Below are 15,157 nucleotides of genomic sequence, written 5' to 3'. Positions count from 1 at the left end.
AGGCGGAGCGGATCTCTGGTTTTCCCGGGGCTCAGGAGGCGGAGCCGCCCTGCTGCCGCTCCAGCAGTTCCGCGAAGTCCTGGGTGTCGTCGGCCGGGGGCTCGGCGACGGAGACCGCGACGCCGTAGTCGGTGTAGTACGCGGTCTGGGTCAGCTCCCCGCTCGCCGTACGGCCCTTCTCGACCTTCTTGACCAGCAGGTCCCGGTCGTCGACCCAGAGGTCGACGGTCTCGCTGGTGACGTCGGCCTGTTCGAGCTGGGTCCTCAGCCGCGCGTCGGTGACGTCGGGCACCAGCACCGTGCCGGAGTAGTGCGTGGCCGTACGTCCGCCGACCTTCTCCCGGCCGACCTCGCGCACCTCCTCGGCGTCCAGCAGCAGCCTCACCGACTGGTTCGGCGCGGTGTTGCGCATCTGGTCGGCGAAGGTCGCGCCGGCGCCGCCCGCGAGGTCCTTGAGGTCGTCGTAGGCGTACTTGATCCAGTGCTTGCCGCCGGTCTTCCGGGCGAACGTGTCGCCCATCCGCGCGTAGTAGGCGTCGGCCAGATAGCGGGCCTGCATCGAGGTGATGCCGAGCGCGCGCATCGTCTCGGCCGTCGGGCCGCCGGTGTACGTGATGGTCAGGGTGCCGGTGAGGCTGTCGCCCCAGCCGATGGCGCCGTCGGCCTTGAGGGACAGCTGGGTGCCCATGACGGTCGTGGACCGCACCCGGGCCGACGCGGCGTGGTCGGTGGACCGCTCGGCGGACAGCAGGGCCGCACGGGACCCGGTGCTCGCCCCGCGGTCCTTCCCGGGCTCGCGGGGGGACTCGGAGGACGTACAGCCGGCCGCCCCGGTCAGCACGAGGGCCAGCGCGACCGCGAGGACGACCCCCCGCCCGTTGGTGCGCTTCATACGTCCCCCTGTGCCGTTGCCGTGCCCGCACGCTAACCCAGGGCGCGGCGCCGCACACGGGAACGGGCCCCGCACCTCGGAAGGTGCGGGGCCCGTCGTCGACCGGTCGAGCCGTCAGGCTCAGACGGTGGCCGGGTCCTCCTCGACGAGGAGGTTGCGCGTGCGGTTCGGGTCGATCGGAATGCCGGGGCCGATCGTGGTGCTGATCGCGGCCTTCTTGATGTAGCGGCCCTTGGCGGCGGACGGCTTCAGACGGAGGATCTCCTCCAGGGCCGCGCCGTAGTTCTCCACCAGCTTGGTGTCGTCGAAGGACGCCTTGCCGATGATGAAGTGCAGGTTCGAGTGCTTGTCGACGCGGAACTCGATCTTGCCACCCTTGATCTCGGTGACAGCCTTGGTGACGTCCGGGGTCACGGTGCCGGTCTTGGGGTTCGGCATGAGACCACGGGGACCGAGCACGCGGCCGAGGCGACCGACCTTGCCCATGAGGTCCGGGGTGGCGACGACGGCGTCGAAGTCCAGACGGCCCTTCGCCACCTCGTCGATGAGCTCGTCGGCGCCGACGATGTCGGCGCCCGCGGCACGAGCGGCCTCGGCACGGTCACCGGTCGCGAAGACCAGGACCCGGGCGGTCTTACCGGTGCCGTGCGGAAGGTTCACGGTGCCACGGACCATCTGGTCGGCCTTGCGCGGGTCGACACCCAGACGGAAGGCGACCTCGACGGTGCCGTCGAACTTGGACGTGGAGGTCTCCTTGGCGAGACGGACGGCCTCGAGCGGGGCGTAGAGCTTCTCCCGGTCGATCTTGGCGTCCGCAGCGCGGAGAGACTTGCTGCGCTTGCTCACAACTGCTCCTGTGTGTTCTGAAAGGAGTCGTGGTACGGGCCGAGCAGGCCCTGCCACGCGCGGCCGGGGCCGCAGATTCTACGAAGGTGGGGTTCAGCCCTCGACCGTGACGCCCATGGAACGCGCGGTACCAGCGATGATCTTCGCGGCGGCGTCCAGGTCGTTGGCGTTGAGGTCGGGCATCTTGGTCTCGGCGATCTCGCGGACCTGAGCCTGGGTGATCTTGGCGACCTTGGTCTTGTGCGGCTCGCCGGAGCCCTTCTCCACGCCCGCGGCCTTGAGGATCATCTTGGCGGCCGGCGGCGTCTTGGTGATGAAGGTGAAGGAGCGGTCCTCGTAGACCGTGATCTCCACCGGGATGACCCAGCCACGCTGCGACTCGGTCGCGGCGTTGTAGGCCTTGCAGAACTCCATGATGTTGACGCCGTGCTGACCCAGCGCCGGGCCGACCGGCGGAGCCGGGTTGGCGGCACCGGCCTGGATCTGGAGCTTGATGAGCCCCGTGACCTTCTTCTTCTTGGGAGGCATTGCTCTCCGGGTCCTTTCGATTCGGGTCTACCCCCACCTGGGTCGCGTCCCAGATGAAGGCATACCGCACAACGATAACGGGTATAGATGCGCGGCTAAAAACCGAGCAGGTCAGACGGGCTTTGGACAGCCCCTCTGACCTGCTCGGACGCGGTGGGTCCAGGAAGAGACCGGTGACGGTTCTAGTTCTTCTGGATCTGGTCGAAGGACAGCTCGACCGGCGTCTCGCGGCCGAAGATCTCCACGAGGCCCTTGACCTTCTTCGAGTCGGCGTTGATCTCGTTGATGGTCGCCTGCAGCGTGGCGAACGGGCCGTCGGTGACGGTGACCGAGTCGCCGACCTCGAAGTCCAGGACCTGGACCTCGACCTTGCGAGCCGGAGCCGGCTTGCCCTCGGCCTCGGCGGCCTCACGGGCGGCCTTCTCCTCGGCCTCCGGGGCGAGCATCTTGACGATCTCGTCCAGGGTCAGCGGGTACGGGTCGTAGGCGTTGCCCACGAAGCCGGTGACACCGGGGGTGTTGCGGACGACACCCCAGGACTCGTTCGTCAGGTCCATGCGCACCAGCACGTAGCCGGGGAGCTTGTTCTGACGGATGGTCTTGCGCTCGCCGTTCTTGATCTGCGCGACCTCTTCCTGGGGCACCTCGGCCTGGAAGATGAAGTCCTCGACGTTCAGCGAGACGGCGCGCTGCTCGAGGTTGGTCTTCACGCGGTTCTCGTAGCCGGCGTAGGTGTGGATGACGTACCACTCGCCGGGCAGGGTGCGCAGCTCCTCGCGCAGGGCGGCGACGGGGTCGACGGGCTCGGCCGACTCTTCTTCCTCGGCCTCGGCCTCGGCTTCGGCGTCAGCCTCGGCGTCAGCCTCGTCCTCGGTGGCCTCGTCCTCGACGGCTTCCGTGGCTTCCGTCTCCTCGTCCTCGACGTGGAGCGCGGCTTCCTCCGCGGGCTCGCCCGCCTCGGCGTCGGCAGCCTCGACCTCGTCCAGGTCCTCGTCCGCGCCCTCGACGATCTCGAGCTCGTCTTCCACGGACTCGACGTCCTGCCCGTGTGGCTCGATGGCGTCGTTCAGGTTCTGGTCAGACACGGTGGCTGCTTCTTCCTGGATACATAGGGGTGGAACATGCGAAAACGGGCGCCGGTAACCGCGGCGCCCTTCGCTCTGTGCTCAGCCGAATACGTACTTGGCGGCGTGGTCGAGCCCATAGTCAATCAAGGTCACCAGGCCGATCATCACGATCACGAAGATGATCACCACGGTCGTGTACGTCGTCAACTGGCCGCGCGACGGCCAGACGACCTTGCGGAGCTCCGCGACGATCTGACGGTAGAACAACGCGAGACGCTTCAGCGGGCCCTTCTTGGCTCGCTTGCCGCCCTTACGAGTCCTCTTCTGGGACTCCGGCGCCTCGTCCTGGGCATCAGGCGTATCGATGGAGCCCACGGCGTCCGCCATTCGTCCTCACCTGTTCCCGGGTCGTGGCCGTGCCGCGCCCGGTCTGAGCCGCACGGCGGTGCATTTCTGTACGTACATGCGTGCACACATCCTGGCGAAGGTGTGTGTAGCAGGGCCGGAGGGACTTGAACCCCCAACCGCTGGTTTTGGAGACCAGTGCTCTACCAATTGAGCTACGACCCTTTGTCCGTCCCCCAACGTACCGCATCCGACCGAGTGCTCGGTGTGCACCGGTCGAGCGCAGCCCGCTGAAGGCCAACGAGGTGAGAGTGTACGTGGTTCGGGAGCCGTCGTCGAACAGAAAGCGCCCGTGGGGGACTCCGCTCGGGAAGATCGCCCAGCGTGGGCGACGGATCCGGACGGTTGTCCAGTCGGTGTTCAGTCCGTGAAACCCGCGTGCCGGGGAGGTTTCCGGTCTGAAACGATGGGCCCATGAGCCCTGCAACCCCTCCCACCGAGCGCCGGGTCTCCGCCCGAGTCGGCGCGATCTCCGAGTCCGCCACCCTCGCCGTGGACGCCAAGGCCAAGGCACTCAAGGCCGCCGGGCGTCCGGTGATCGGCTTCGGCGCCGGTGAGCCCGACTTCCCGACCCCGGACTACATCGTCGAGGCCGCGGTCGAGGCCTGCAAGAACCCGAAGTACCACCGCTACACGCCGGCCGGCGGCCTGCCCGAGTTGAAGGCAGCGATCGCCGCGAAGACGCTGCGCGACTCGGGCTACGAGCCGGACGTCTCGCAGATCCTGGTCACCAACGGCGGGAAGCAGGCCATCTACGAGGCCTTCGCCGCGATCCTCGACCCGGGCGACGAGGTCATCGTCCCGGCGCCGTACTGGACGACGTACCCGGAGTCGATCCGTCTGGCCGGCGGTGTCCCGGTCGAGGTCGTCGCCGACGAGACGACCGGCTACCGCGTCTCGGTGGAGCAGCTGGAGGCCGCCCGCACCGAGAACACCAAGGTCGTCCTCTTCGTCTCCCCCTCCAACCCCACCGGCGCGGTCTACAGCGCCGAGGACGCCGAGGCGATCGGCCGCTGGGCCGTCGAGCACGGCCTGTGGGTGATGACGGACGAGATCTACGAGCACCTCGTCTACGGCGACGCGACGTTCACCTCGCTGCCCGCGATCCTGCCGGAGCTGCGGGACAAGTGCGTCGTGGTCAACGGTGTCGCCAAGACATACGCGATGACGGGCTGGCGGGTCGGCTGGATCATCGGCCCGAAGGACGTCGTGAAGGCGGCGACGAACCTCCAGTCGCACGCCACGTCGAACGTCTCCAACGTCGCGCAGGTCGCGGCCCTGGCCGCGGTCTCCGGCGACCTGGACGCCGTCGCGCGGATGCGGGAGGCCTTCGACCGCCGCCGCAAGACCATCGTGCGGATGCTGAACGAGATCGACGGCGTGCTCTGCCCGGAGCCGGAGGGCGCGTTCTACGCGTACCCCTCGGTCAAGGCCCTGCTCGGCAAGGAGATCCGCGGCAGGCGTCCGCGGGACACGGTCGAGTTGGCCGCGCTGATCCTGGAGGAGGCCGAGGTCGCGGTCGTTCCCGGCGAGGCCTTCGGCACGCCGGGGTATCTGCGGCTGTCGTACGCGCTGGGTGACGAGGACCTGGCCGAGGGCGTCAGCCGGATCCAGAAGCTGCTGGCGGAGGCCACGGACTGACATCCGTCACCGGACGGTCACCGGGGACCACCTAGGAACGTTCCTAGGTGGTCCCCTGTCTTTGTGCGAGCAAGACCACGTTCGGGGAAAGCGCTACCGGTGGGTGGGGGACGTACGGCAGGATCCTGGAATGGAGCGTGTACGTGATGTCTCTGAGCTGCCCAAAGCCCATCTGCACCTGCACTTCACGGGGTCGATGCGACCCGGCACCGTGCTGGAACTGGCCGACAAGTACGGTGTGCGCCTGCCCGAGGCGCTGACGGAAGCGCTGACCAGCGGGGAACCGCCGAAGCTGCGGGCGACGGACGAGCGGGGCTGGTTCCGCTTCCAGCGCCTGTACGACGCCGCCCGCTCGTGCCTGCGGGAGCCGGAGGACATCCGGCGCCTGGTCCGGGAGGCCGCGGAGGAGGACGTGCGGGACGGGGCCGGCTGGCTGGAGATCCAGGTGGACCCGACGTCGTACGCGCCTCGCATGGGCGGTCTGATCCCGGCCCTGGAGATCATCCTCGACGCGGTGGAGTCGACGTCCCGGGAGACCGGCCTCGGCATGCGCGTCCTGGTCGCGGCGAACCGGATGAAGCACCCGCTGGACGCGCGCACACTGGCCCGCCTCGCGGTGCGATACGCGGACCGGGGGGTCGTCGGCTTCGGCCTGTCGAACGACGAACGCCGGGGGATGGCACGGGACTTCGACCGCGCGTTCGCCATCGCACGGGAGGGAGGGCTGCTGTCGGCCCCGCACGGCGGGGAACTGGGCGGCCCGGCGTCGGTGCGTGACTGTCTGGACGACCTGCACGCGCACCGGCTGGGGCACGGTGTGCGGGCGGCGGAGGACCCGCGGCTGCTGCGGCGGCTGGCGGACCGGGGGGTGACCTGCGAGGTCTGCCCGGCGTCGAACGTGGCCCTCGGCGTCTACGAGAAGCCGGAGGACGTGCCGCTGCGGACGCTGTTCGAGGCGGGGGTGCCGATGGCTCTGGGTGCCGACGACCCGCTCCTCTTCGGCTCCCGGCTGGCGGACCAGTACGAGTTCGCGCGGGAGTACCACGCCTTCACCGACCGGGAGCTGGCGGAACTGGCCCGTCAGTCGATCCGGGCGTCGGCGGCGCCGGAGGAGACGAAGAGCAAGCTGCTGGCGGGGGTGGACGACTGGCTGGCGGCGTAGGGCGGTGTGGGGGGGGGAGGTGGCGGGGGTGGCGTCCGGCCCCGGGCTCAGAGGCTTACGCCGACCGTCACCGGCTCGTTGACCAGGGTGATTCCGAAGGCTTCGTGGACGCCGGTGACGACCTCGCGGGCCAAGGCGAGCAGGTCCTCGGTGCTGGCCCCGCCCCGGTTGGTGAGGGCGAGGGTGTGCTTGGTGGAGATGCGGGCGGGGCCGGTGCCGTAACCCTTGGCGAAGCCGGCCTTGTCGATCAGCCAGGCGGCGGAGGTCTTCGTGTGGCCCTCCCCCGCCGGATATGCGGGCGGCCGCACGCCGTCGCCGAGGCGGTCGCGCACGCGCGCGTGGAAGGCGGCGAACTCCTCCTCGGTGAGGATGGGGTTGGTGAAGAACGAGCCTGCGGACCAGGTGTCGTGGTCCTCGGGGTCCAGGACCATGCCCTTGCCTGAACGCAGCTCGAGGACGGTCTCGCGGGCGGCGGCCAGGGGGACGCGGTCACCGGGTTCGACGCCGAGGGCACGGGCCGTCTCGGCGTACTTGATCGGTGCCGAGAGGCCGTCCGCGTCCTCCAGGGCGAAGCGGACGCGCAGGACGACGTAGCGCTGGGGGTCGGCCTTGAAGCGGCTGTGCCGGTAGGAGAAGGCGCACTCCTCGTTGGTGAGGGTGACCGTCTCCTGGGCGGTGCGGTCGTAGACGATCACCTCGGTGATCGTCGACGAGACCTCCTGGCCGTACGCCCCGACGTTCTGGATGGGGGTCGCGCCGGCCGAACCGGGGATACCGGCGAGGCACTCGACGCCGGCGAGTCCCTGGCCGACGGTGCGGGCGACGGCGTCCGTCCACACTTCGCCGGCGGCCAGCTCCAGGTGGGTGCCGTCGAGGGCGAAGCCCTTGGTGGCGATGACGAGGGCGGTGCCGTCGAAGCCCTGGTCCCCGATGACGAGGTTCGATCCACCGCCGATGATCAGCAGCGGGGTGCCGGTGTCGTCGGCCTCGCGGACGGCGGCGATCACCTCGGCGTCGGTCGCCGCGGTGACCAGCCGGGCGGCGGGACCGCCCAGCCGGAAGGTGGTGAGCGGGGCGAGGGGGGCGTCGTGGAGTACCTGCACGCGCACAAGACTACGAGACGGGGGTGCGGGTGGGTGGGGCGCATGCGGGGGTGTGGGGTGTGATGCCTGCGGCGGCCTGTGGGGGTGGGTGGGGGCGCGCGTAGCGCGTTCGGTCGGGTGGGGGGTCGGGGACGGGTCGGGGGTGTCCGTCCTCGGAACGTCGCGGAATCGGTTGCTCACCGACGTGCCCTGCGTTGACGCGACAACCGCTGCGGGCGGACACCCCCGACCCGTCCCCTTCCCGCCGTACGCGGGAGCGGCCCTCTGGTGGTGCTGGTCCAGGAAAGCCGAAGCGGGGCCTGGGGACGGAGTCTCCAGGCCCCTGCGCCTACGGTGTCCCGTCTCAGGCCAGTCGTACGACGGCCCGGGACATCCCCAGCACCTTCTGTCCCGCGCTGGTCGCCGTGAGGTCCACGCGGACCGTGTGGTCGTCGAGCTTGGCCGCCACTTTCGCGCTGACCTCGACGGTGGCGCCCTGGTCGTCGTTCGGGACGACTACGGGCTTGGTGAAGCGGACGCCGTACTCGACGACCGCGCCGGGGTCACCGGTCCAGTCGGTGACCACGCGGATCGCCTCGGCCATGGTGAACATGCCGTGCGCGATGACGTCCGGCAGCCCGACCTCCTTGGCGAACTTCTCGTTCCAGTGGATCGGGTTGAAGTCCCCGGACGCGCCCGCGTACCGGACCAGGGTGTCGCGGGTCACCGGGAAGGCCTGGGCGGGCAGTTCGGTGCCGACCTCGACGTCGTCGTAAGCGATCTTCGCCGTCATCGAATGTTCACGCTCCCTCGGCCGCGCGGGCGACCAGCTTGGTCCAGGCGGTCACGACGTGCTCGCCGGTCTCGTCGTGGACCTCGCCGCGGATGTCCAGGATGTCGTTGCCCGCCATGGACTTGACGGCTTCGATGGTCGAGGTCACGGTCAGCCGGTCGCCGGCGCGCACGGGGCGGACGTAGGCGAACTTCTGGTCACCGTGCACCACACGGCTGTAGTCCAGGCCGAGCCTCGGGTCCTGGACGACCTGTCCCGCCGCCCTGAAGGTGAGGGAGAACACGAAGGTCGGCGGGGCGATCACATCGGGGTGACCGAGTGCCTTGGCGGCCTCGGGGTCCGTGTAGGCCGGGTTGGTGTCCCCCACGGCCTCGGCGAACTCACGGATCTTCTCCCGGCCCACCTCGTAGGGCTCGGTGGGCGGGTACGTCCGCCCCACGAAGGACTGGTCGAGCGCCATGGCCCGGCACCTCCTGATCTCATGCTGCGGTTGACCGGCCGGTAACCGGGCCGGGAACGACACGAGGCCGCCCCCCGACTGCGGGGGCGGCCTCGTGTACGAGCCTGTTTTATCGCGTTTCGCGATGCGCGGTGTGCGCATTGCAACGCGGGCAGTGCTTTTTCATCTCCAGTCGGTCCGGGTTGTTACGCCGGTTCTTCTTGGTGATGTAGTTCCGCTCCTTGCACTCCACGCAGGCCAGCGTGATCTTCGGGCGGACGTCGGTGGCAGCCACGTGAGTGCTCCTTGACGAACGGATGGGACGGTTAACGCATACAACGCATGAAGAGTAGCCGATCGAAGGACCGACCCCACAATCGGCTACTGTCAGTAGCGGTGACCGGACTTGAACCGGTGACACAGCGATTATGAGCCGCTTGCTCTACCGACTGAGCTACACCGCTGCGATGTGATCGGTTCCCGCCTCGCGACGGGAACCTTTCACACCAGAGCCCCAATACGGAATCGAACCGTAGACCTTCTCCTTACCATGGAGACGCTCTACCGACTGAGCTATTGGGGCGAGCGATGAAGACATTACACGCTCGGCAGCCGTTCGCCCAAATCCGTTTCGCGGCCCCCGTCCCGCCCTGTTCCGCGCTGGTCCCAGGAGCCTCGGGAGCCCCCTCCACCACGGCGGACCACACCGGTACGACTATTGCGCTCCTCCCCGGCGGAACCGCGCCGTCACCCTAGGCTCGACTCACTCTGCGTGATCTTGCGCCCTCTCGCGGAGCCCCCGGATCACGCCCTTGAGTCCCCGAGCCCACGCCAGGGACTTGAGCCCCTCGTCCTGAGCCCCCTGCCCTTGGAGCGCGATGCCCGACAGTCAGCCGCAGCCGCCGCACTCGTCCTCGGGTTCCTCGTCGGCCTCGTCTGGTTCCTCCCCCGCCGAGGGGGCCGCTGTGCTGCTCTACGGGGCGCGGCTCGCCGACGGCCGGACGGTGGACGTACGGCTGGTCGGCGGGCGCATCGAGGCGGTCGGCACGGCCGGGAGCCTCACGGCGGACGGCTCGCGCGCGCGAGCCGTCCGCGTCGACCTCGGCGGCTATCTGCTCCTGCCGGCCCCGGCCGAGCCGCACGCCCACGGTGACACCGCCCTGTCGGCCGACGCCGAGGGACCGGTCTCGTACGACACCGAGGACGTCCAGCGACGGGCCACGGAGGCCGCTCTGCTCCAGCTCGGGCACGGGGCGACGGCGTTGCGGGCACACGTGCGCGTGGGTGACGTGCAGGGGCTCGGCGCGCTGACCGCCGTCCTCCGGGCGCGGCGTACGCTGCGCGGGCTGACGGAGGTGACGACGGTGGCGATGCCCAGGATGCTGACCGGGGTGGCCGGCGCAGACGGGCTCGCGGTGCTGCGGGACGCGGTGAAGATGGGCGCCTCCGTGGTGGGCGGTTGTCCGGATCTGGATCCGGACCCGACGGGTTATGTGGAGGCGGCTCTGGAGGTCGCCTCCGAACACGGCTGCCCGGTCGACCTGCACACCGACGCCACCGATCCGGCCCGCCTGGCCCGGCTCGCCGCGATGGCCGGCGGGCTGCGTCCGGGGGTGACGCTCACGCCGTGCGGCGGACTGGACCGGTTGCCCGCCGAGGTGGTCGCCCGGACCGCCGACCAGCTCGCGGCGGCCGGCGTGGCGGTGGTGTGCCTGCCCCAGGGCGGTTGCGGGGGCGTCGAACGTCGGAGCACGGCTCCGGTACGGCTGCTGCGTGCGGCCGGGGTGCGGGTGGCCGCCGGCAGTGGCGCCCTGAGGGACGTGTCGAATCCCGTGGGACGCGGCGATCCCCTGGAAGCCGCCTATCTGCTGGTGTCCCGGCACGGTCTGCGGCCCGAGGACGCGTACGACGCGGTGAGCGCGTCCGCGCGGGCGGTGCTGGGTCTCCCGGAGGTACGGGTGGAGGCGGGCTTCCCGGCCGAGTTGCTCGCGGTACGGGGTGACGGGCTCGCGGGGGCGCTGTCCCTGGCGTACAGCCGGATCGTGATCCATCGGGGGCGCGTGGTGGCGCGGACGAGCGCGGTGCGGGAGTACTGCGACTCCCCCGCGGCGACGGAGCTGGGGCTGCCGCGGCAGGGGCGGGGGCGGGGGGAGGTGTCGTAGGGGAGGTGTCGCAGGGGGGTGTCAGCGGGAGTTGTTGTAGAGGGGCGTGGGTGCCGCGCTCCGTGATGAGATCGCGCCCGGCGTGCGCGCGGGGGCTTGTTCGCCTGGTCTGCGCGTCCTGCGCGCCGCCCACATGTGTGCCTTGTGTGTGCACCCCTGGGGCGTGGCCGGAGTTGTGCGGCGAATGCGGCCGTCCGGGCGTACGGTCGGAAACATGCGCATTGTCATCGCTGGTGGTCATGGTCAGATCGCGCTGCGGCTGGAGCGGTTGCTCGCCGGGCGCGGGAACGAGGTCGCGGGGATCATCCGCCGTGCCGAACAGGGCGACGATCTGCGGCAGGCCGGTGCCGAACCGGTGCTGCTGGACCTGGAGTCGGCCTCGGTCGAGGAGGTCGCGGAGCGGCTTCGGGGTGCGGACGCGGTGGTCTTCGCCGCGGGCGCGGGTCCGGGCAGCGGTGTGACCCGCAAGGACACGGTGGACCGGGGCGCGGCGGTGCTGTTCGCGGACGCGGCGGTCCGGGCGGGCGTACGGCGCTATGTGGTCGTGTCGTCGATGGGCGCGGATCCGGCGCACCAGGGCGACGAGGTCTTCGACGTGTACCTGCGCGCCAAGGGCGAGGCCGACGCCTACGTGAGCGGTCTGGAGGGCCTGGACTGGACGATCCTGCGGCCCGGCTCCCTGACGAACGACGCCGGCACCGGTCTCGTCCGGCTGGAGGCGCACACGGGGCGCGGCGCCGTCCCGCGCGACGACGTGGCCGCCGTACTGGCGGAGTTGCTGGACACGCCGGCGACGGCCGGCCTGGTCCTGGAGCTGGTCGGCGGATCGACGCCGGTGTCCGTGGCGGTCAAGTCGGTAGCGGGGAACTGACTTCGGCCGCCGAGGAGTTCCTGCCGCGCGGGAGGCGCTGCTACGGCGGATGTACGAGCTCTTCGCCGCCGGGCGGAACGGGACGCTTCCCCCCTCGCGGTGCGTGGTGGCGGTCCGGCTGCACGGCCCTGACGAGGTGCCGGCGGGCGTACGCGGCCTGAGGAGGCCGGTCGGTCCGGCGGGTTGCGCCTCGTCGGTGGAGTCGCCCGCGGACGCCTCGGATGCCGTGGTCTCGCGGAGCGTACCTAGAACAGGGACAACTGCCCCGGGAACTCGGGAACCTCGTACCCGTCCAACGCGGGCTGCGCGGCGCCGAGTTCCGCCTGGCGGCGGGAGCCGGGGCACGAGACGAGCCGGCCGCTCTCGCGTGCGCCGGGCGGGTCGTGCCGGGCGAAGCGTCCGGCGACGACTGCGATCTCGCGACGACATTCAGGGCAGTGTCTGCGGCGCGTGGACATGGGGCCAGTGTGCCCCGCCCCCGCGCGTTTCCGGTCACGGATTCCCGTCGCGGGCGCTCGATCACGCCCATCCCACGCGCCGGGAAGCAGCTCGGCCGGTCGGTCTCGCGCGGCGACGGAGCGTACGGCGATGGGCTGCACGACGACAGGTCGTACGGCGTGCACGTGCCCGGTGCCGGGACGTACCTCCTGATCGCCGGCGCCGACGGCTACCGGCCGCAGGCCTCGATGCTCGTCGTCGCCGGGGAAGCCCGGTCGCGTACGACCTGCCGCTGAGCGGCACCAGCGGGCTCACCGGCGTTGCGGGGTCCGCCGACAGCGGCGCGCCGGTCCCAAAGGGGCCGCGGTGGCACGCCGGCCGCGGAGGCCGTGGTCATCGTGACCGACGTCCGCGGTGTCCGCGGTGAGGCCCTGGCGGGCTGCATACCGGCTCCCAGGGCAATACACCTGGGCGCCTTCACGACCACCGGCCTGGTGCCGGGAACCGTGACCCTCGCGGTCAACTCCCCCGAGCACCGGCCGCTGGCCCTGCCCGTCGAGATCGGCGGCACCGGGGTCTTCCGAGTGGCGATCCTGTGGCGGATCGAGTGGCGGATCGAGCTGCGCCCTGGAGCGGAGGTGCGGGACGGCGCACGGCCAGGACGCCTCGCTGGGCGACGCGGCTGGTCCCCCTGATGGACGCCGCGGGCAACGTCGTCACCACCAGCACGACCGGCCTCGGCGGTACGTACGCCTTCTCCGACTCCGCCCCGGGCCGCCACGGTGCCCCTGCCAGGCACCCGCCTCGACGACCACGCCATCGAACTGGCCACGACGACTGAGCCACAACGAAGAGACCCCCTTCCTCTGCGTTTCCGCAGAGGAAGGGGGTCTTCCCCAGTGTGGCGGCGCCAGGATTCGAACCTGGGAAGGCTGAGCCGGCAGATTTACAGTCCTCACAAGAGTGAGCGCGTTGAATCGCGCTGACCAGCGGAAATAGGGAAGTTGCGAGTCGCAGCGCTGCCGCCCGTCCACGGCTCGTCCGGGCGAGTGCTGGGCAGGTCGGCCTGATCAGGACCGACGGGACCTGCGGTAGATCAACAGGTGTAAGCCGCTGTAGCTTCGATCGCAGCTCTTGCCCGTCCGCCCACACGCGTGTCAAAGAGAGGGCAGCTAGGTAGCTGACCCGCAACTAGCCGACGTATAAACTGAGCGTCTCACCTTGCGTGATCGATGCACAGTTCACTCGGGGGACTTATGACTAAGTCGAGCACACGAACGCTGATCTCCTACTCGCATGACAGTGAAGCCCACAGAGAAAGCATCCGCCGCTTCGCAGACCGCTTGCGCAAAGCAGGCGTCGACGCTTGGATAGACCAGTTCGACGAGCACAACCCGCCTGAGTCATGGCCCGACTGGATGCGGCGTGAGATCGAAAAGTCAGATGTCGTAATCGTGGTCATCACTGAAAATTACGTGAAGCGCTTCAACCGAGAAACGGGGCCAGGCATCGGGTCCGGCGTCCGATGGGAAGGCGCCCTAATTACGGCAGACCTCTATCACAGCAGGAGAGAGCGCGCCAAATTCATCCCGGTCGTCCTTCGCGCTGAGGACTCAAGCATCATCCCTCCACCGCTAAACCTGACGAGTTGGTTTGTAATCGGAGAAACGGGAGATGCAGACATCGCTCGCCTGGTACACGTGTTGCTACGAGACCCTGGCGAACTCCCCAGCGAATTGGGAATACCTAACTCTTCCCCGGTACGTCTTTTCATTTCGACGGCATTCAGTCGAGTCCAGATGTAGACCGCGCCTTTGGCGCTGCGACTGGAGGCGATACCCTGGGAGCCATCAGTCAACTTGATGCACTGCTCCAAAACGCTCACGGGGACGAACGAGCCTATATCCTTTTCCTCCAAGGCGTACTGCATCACAAGATCGGAGAAGTAACACAGACCAAAGCATGCTTTGAAAGATTGATTGAGACGACAAGACACTCCGGTCTATTGGAGTCATCCCTTCAGAGGCTGCACGTACTGAATGCCGAGCTCGCAGCGTATTTCGGCGAGGATGGCCCTGTCGTCGCAGCCACGAATTGGTTGACCAACGTAAAACGCGGAAAAAAGCGGGAGGTCTGGAAGGCACTGACACGCGAGCTGAGACTGAGCCTGGCCCAGGATTGGATTATCGCTAACGAGGGGCACCCCAACCTGGCCCCTTACGACCGAGATGAACTAGCTGAGGCGTTGGCGGCCAAGAATCCGACACATCCACTCGGTAAGCACTGCCTGCGAAGCAAGCTTGAAGTTCTCCAGGACCACTATAGGCGTTGGACCGTTAAAGGGTGGGGTGCGGCCGGAAATCCGCGTAGGATTGGCCTCGATTACGAACTGGTCGTCATGCCATGGCACCTGCGGATGAAGGAATCCTGGTCACAAGAGAAGGGGAGCTACTTCCCATCTATCCCATTTTGATGAGGAAGGTTGGTCCCCACTGGATGGTGGCGAACTTCACTTCCGCCTACCCAATTCCTGGCTGGCCACCGACAGCGGAGGAGATTCCTGCACCTATGCTGCGGTTCGCGCGTCTCGCTTCTGACTCCGAAATCACGGAATCGTCTCTAGAAGAGGGGTAGAATCCAGATGGAGGCGGGCACCGGATCGGAAAATGAAAGACTCAAGCACCTTGAGTTTATACAGGCAGCTATCGCTCGACTAGGCAACAACTCATTCGTGGTACGCGGATGGACCGTCACGGCAACAGGCGCGCTCCTGGTCGTATCAATCCAAGCGAAAGAATGGCGTGTCGCCGTAGTCACGCTCTTCATAGGGG

16 protein-coding genes and 4 tRNA genes are annotated in these 15,157 nt (G+C 68.8%); 6 read left to right on the top strand and 14 right to left on the bottom strand.

All coding sequences use genetic code 11. The annotated features are described in order from the left end of the window. Positions 1-31: 31 nt before the first annotated feature. From QQS16_RS24725 to QQS16_RS24700, 6 genes are all read right to left on the bottom strand, one after another. Positions 32-892: an SCO4651 family lipoprotein gene (locus QQS16_RS24725; RefSeq protein WP_286064054.1), complete on the bottom strand. Its 861-nt coding sequence runs from the start codon at positions 890-892 to the stop codon at positions 32-34. 120 nt (positions 893-1,012) lie between these two features. Continuing rightward, positions 1,013-1,738, bottom strand: coding sequence for a 50S ribosomal protein L1 (gene rplA, locus QQS16_RS24720; protein ID WP_286064053.1), 726 nt, complete (start codon positions 1,736-1,738; stop codon positions 1,013-1,015). A 93-nt stretch (positions 1,739-1,831) separates the two neighbouring features. Continuing rightward, positions 1,832-2,266 carry a 50S ribosomal protein L11 gene (gene rplK / locus QQS16_RS24715; protein WP_255953001.1) on the bottom strand — a complete coding sequence of 145 codons (435 nt, stop codon included), beginning with the start codon at positions 2,264-2,266 and terminating at the stop codon, positions 1,832-1,834. A gap of 182 nt (positions 2,267-2,448) precedes the next feature. Continuing rightward, positions 2,449-3,351 (bottom strand): transcription termination/antitermination protein NusG, encoded by a 903-nt coding sequence (gene nusG, locus QQS16_RS24710; RefSeq protein ID WP_286064052.1) that lies wholly within the window; start codon positions 3,349-3,351, stop codon positions 2,449-2,451. An 81-nt stretch (positions 3,352-3,432) separates the two neighbouring features. After that, positions 3,433-3,720, bottom strand: a complete 288-nt coding sequence (gene secE, locus QQS16_RS24705) for a preprotein translocase subunit SecE (protein WP_286064051.1) — start codon at positions 3,718-3,720, stop codon at positions 3,433-3,435. 110 nt (positions 3,721-3,830) lie between these two features. Continuing rightward, positions 3,831-3,903: transfer RNA gene (locus tag QQS16_RS24700), tRNA-Trp, on the bottom strand. Between the two features lie 249 nt (positions 3,904-4,152). Between QQS16_RS24700 and QQS16_RS24695 the strand changes: the two genes are divergently transcribed. Together QQS16_RS24695 and QQS16_RS24690 are read left to right on the top strand one after the other, a co-directional pair. After that, complete coding sequence (locus tag QQS16_RS24695) at positions 4,153-5,379, top strand: pyridoxal phosphate-dependent aminotransferase (protein ID WP_286064049.1); 1,227 nt, start codon at positions 4,153-4,155, stop codon at positions 5,377-5,379. Between the two features lie 130 nt (positions 5,380-5,509). After that, positions 5,510-6,541 carry an adenosine deaminase gene (locus QQS16_RS24690; protein ID WP_286064048.1) on the top strand — a complete coding sequence of 344 codons (1,032 nt, stop codon included), beginning with the start codon at positions 5,510-5,512 and terminating at the stop codon, positions 6,539-6,541. A gap of 47 nt (positions 6,542-6,588) precedes the next feature. Here QQS16_RS24690 and QQS16_RS24685 read toward each other — a convergent pair whose 3' ends face one another. The 6 genes from QQS16_RS24685 to QQS16_RS24660 form a co-directional block, all read right to left on the bottom strand. Continuing rightward, a complete protein-coding gene (locus QQS16_RS24685; protein ID WP_286064047.1) occupies positions 6,589-7,644 on the bottom strand; it encodes a UDP-N-acetylmuramate dehydrogenase in 1,056 nt (351 codons plus the stop codon). 343 nt (positions 7,645-7,987) lie between these two features. Beyond that, entirely contained in the window at positions 7,988-8,416 is a 429-nt protein-coding gene (locus QQS16_RS24680) for a MaoC family dehydratase (RefSeq protein WP_286064046.1), read from the bottom strand. Between the two features lie 7 nt (positions 8,417-8,423). Beyond that, positions 8,424-8,876: a MaoC family dehydratase N-terminal domain-containing protein gene (locus QQS16_RS24675; RefSeq protein WP_286064045.1), complete on the bottom strand. Its 453-nt coding sequence runs from the start codon at positions 8,874-8,876 to the stop codon at positions 8,424-8,426. Positions 8,877-8,985: 109 nt separating this feature from the next. Beyond that, positions 8,986-9,150 (bottom strand): 50S ribosomal protein L33, encoded by a 165-nt coding sequence (rpmG, locus tag QQS16_RS24670; RefSeq protein WP_003948671.1) that lies wholly within the window; start codon positions 9,148-9,150, stop codon positions 8,986-8,988. 96 nt (positions 9,151-9,246) lie between these two features. After that, positions 9,247-9,319, bottom strand: a tRNA-Met gene (locus QQS16_RS24665). A gap of 46 nt (positions 9,320-9,365) precedes the next feature. Beyond that, positions 9,366-9,438, bottom strand: a tRNA-Thr gene (locus tag QQS16_RS24660). A 295-nt stretch (positions 9,439-9,733) separates the two neighbouring features. On the opposite strand from QQS16_RS24660, the gene QQS16_RS24655 reads away from it, so the two are divergent. Together QQS16_RS24655 and QQS16_RS24650 are read left to right on the top strand one after the other, a co-directional pair. After that, positions 9,734-11,017, top strand: coding sequence for an amidohydrolase family protein (locus QQS16_RS24655; protein ID WP_286064044.1), 1,284 nt, complete (start codon positions 9,734-9,736; stop codon positions 11,015-11,017). 214 nt (positions 11,018-11,231) lie between these two features. Continuing rightward, on the top strand, positions 11,232-11,888 hold the full coding sequence (locus QQS16_RS24650; RefSeq protein WP_286064043.1) for an SDR family oxidoreductase: 657 nt from the start codon (positions 11,232-11,234) through the stop codon (positions 11,886-11,888). Between the two features lie 245 nt (positions 11,889-12,133). Here the strand turns inward: QQS16_RS24650 and QQS16_RS24645 are convergent, their stop codons facing one another. Continuing rightward, a complete protein-coding gene (locus tag QQS16_RS24645; RefSeq protein ID WP_286064042.1) occupies positions 12,134-12,346 on the bottom strand; it encodes a hypothetical protein in 213 nt (70 codons plus the stop codon). A gap of 378 nt (positions 12,347-12,724) precedes the next feature. Between QQS16_RS24645 and QQS16_RS24640 the strand changes: the two genes are divergently transcribed. Beyond that, positions 12,725-13,021, top strand: coding sequence for a hypothetical protein (locus QQS16_RS24640; RefSeq protein ID WP_286064041.1), 297 nt, complete (start codon positions 12,725-12,727; stop codon positions 13,019-13,021). A gap of 207 nt (positions 13,022-13,228) precedes the next feature. Here QQS16_RS24640 and QQS16_RS24635 read toward each other — a convergent pair. Continuing rightward, positions 13,229-13,353 (bottom strand) — tRNA-OTHER (locus QQS16_RS24635). A 205-nt stretch (positions 13,354-13,558) separates the two neighbouring features. Here QQS16_RS24635 and QQS16_RS43560 point away from each other — a divergent pair. Then, positions 13,559-14,131 carry a toll/interleukin-1 receptor domain-containing protein gene (locus QQS16_RS43560; protein WP_353479687.1) on the top strand — a complete coding sequence of 191 codons (573 nt, stop codon included), beginning with the start codon at positions 13,559-13,561 and terminating at the stop codon, positions 14,129-14,131. Positions 14,132-15,157: the final 1,026 nt, after the last annotated feature.

This window comes from Streptomyces sp. ALI-76-A, assembly GCF_030287445.1.
Taxonomy (GTDB): domain Bacteria; phylum Actinomycetota; class Actinomycetes; order Streptomycetales; family Streptomycetaceae; genus Streptomyces.
The sequence above is the reverse complement of the archived record's forward strand: the minus strand, read 5'-3'. Positions and strand labels throughout refer to the sequence as shown.

Excerpts from the sequence above, each read along its gene's own strand:
- QQS16_RS24650 (WP_286064043.1), top strand. The coding sequence starts at position 11,232 with ATGCGCATTGTCATCGCTGGTGGTCATGGTCAGATCGCGCTGCGGCTG.
- QQS16_RS24725 (WP_286064054.1), bottom strand. The coding sequence starts at position 892 with ATGAAGCGCACCAACGGGCGGGGGGTCGTCCTCGCGGTCGCGCTGGCC.
- QQS16_RS43560 (WP_353479687.1), top strand. The coding sequence starts at position 13,559 with ATGCACAGTTCACTCGGGGGACTTATGACTAAGTCGAGCACACGAACG.
- QQS16_RS24645 (WP_286064042.1), bottom strand. The coding sequence starts at position 12,346 with ATGTCCACGCGCCGCAGACACTGCCCTGAATGTCGTCGCGAGATCGCA.
- QQS16_RS24690 (WP_286064048.1), top strand. The coding sequence starts at position 5,510 with ATGGAGCGTGTACGTGATGTCTCTGAGCTGCCCAAAGCCCATCTGCAC.
- secE (WP_286064051.1), bottom strand. The coding sequence starts at position 3,720 with ATGGCGGACGCCGTGGGCTCCATCGATACGCCTGATGCCCAGGACGAG.
- QQS16_RS24675 (WP_286064045.1), bottom strand. The coding sequence starts at position 8,876 with ATGGCGCTCGACCAGTCCTTCGTGGGGCGGACGTACCCGCCCACCGAG.
- QQS16_RS24680 (WP_286064046.1), bottom strand. The coding sequence starts at position 8,416 with ATGACGGCGAAGATCGCTTACGACGACGTCGAGGTCGGCACCGAACTG.
- rplK (WP_255953001.1), bottom strand. The coding sequence starts at position 2,266 with ATGCCTCCCAAGAAGAAGAAGGTCACGGGGCTCATCAAGCTCCAGATC.
- QQS16_RS24695 (WP_286064049.1), top strand. The coding sequence starts at position 4,153 with ATGAGCCCTGCAACCCCTCCCACCGAGCGCCGGGTCTCCGCCCGAGTC.
- QQS16_RS24655 (WP_286064044.1), top strand. The coding sequence starts at position 9,734 with ATGCCCGACAGTCAGCCGCAGCCGCCGCACTCGTCCTCGGGTTCCTCG.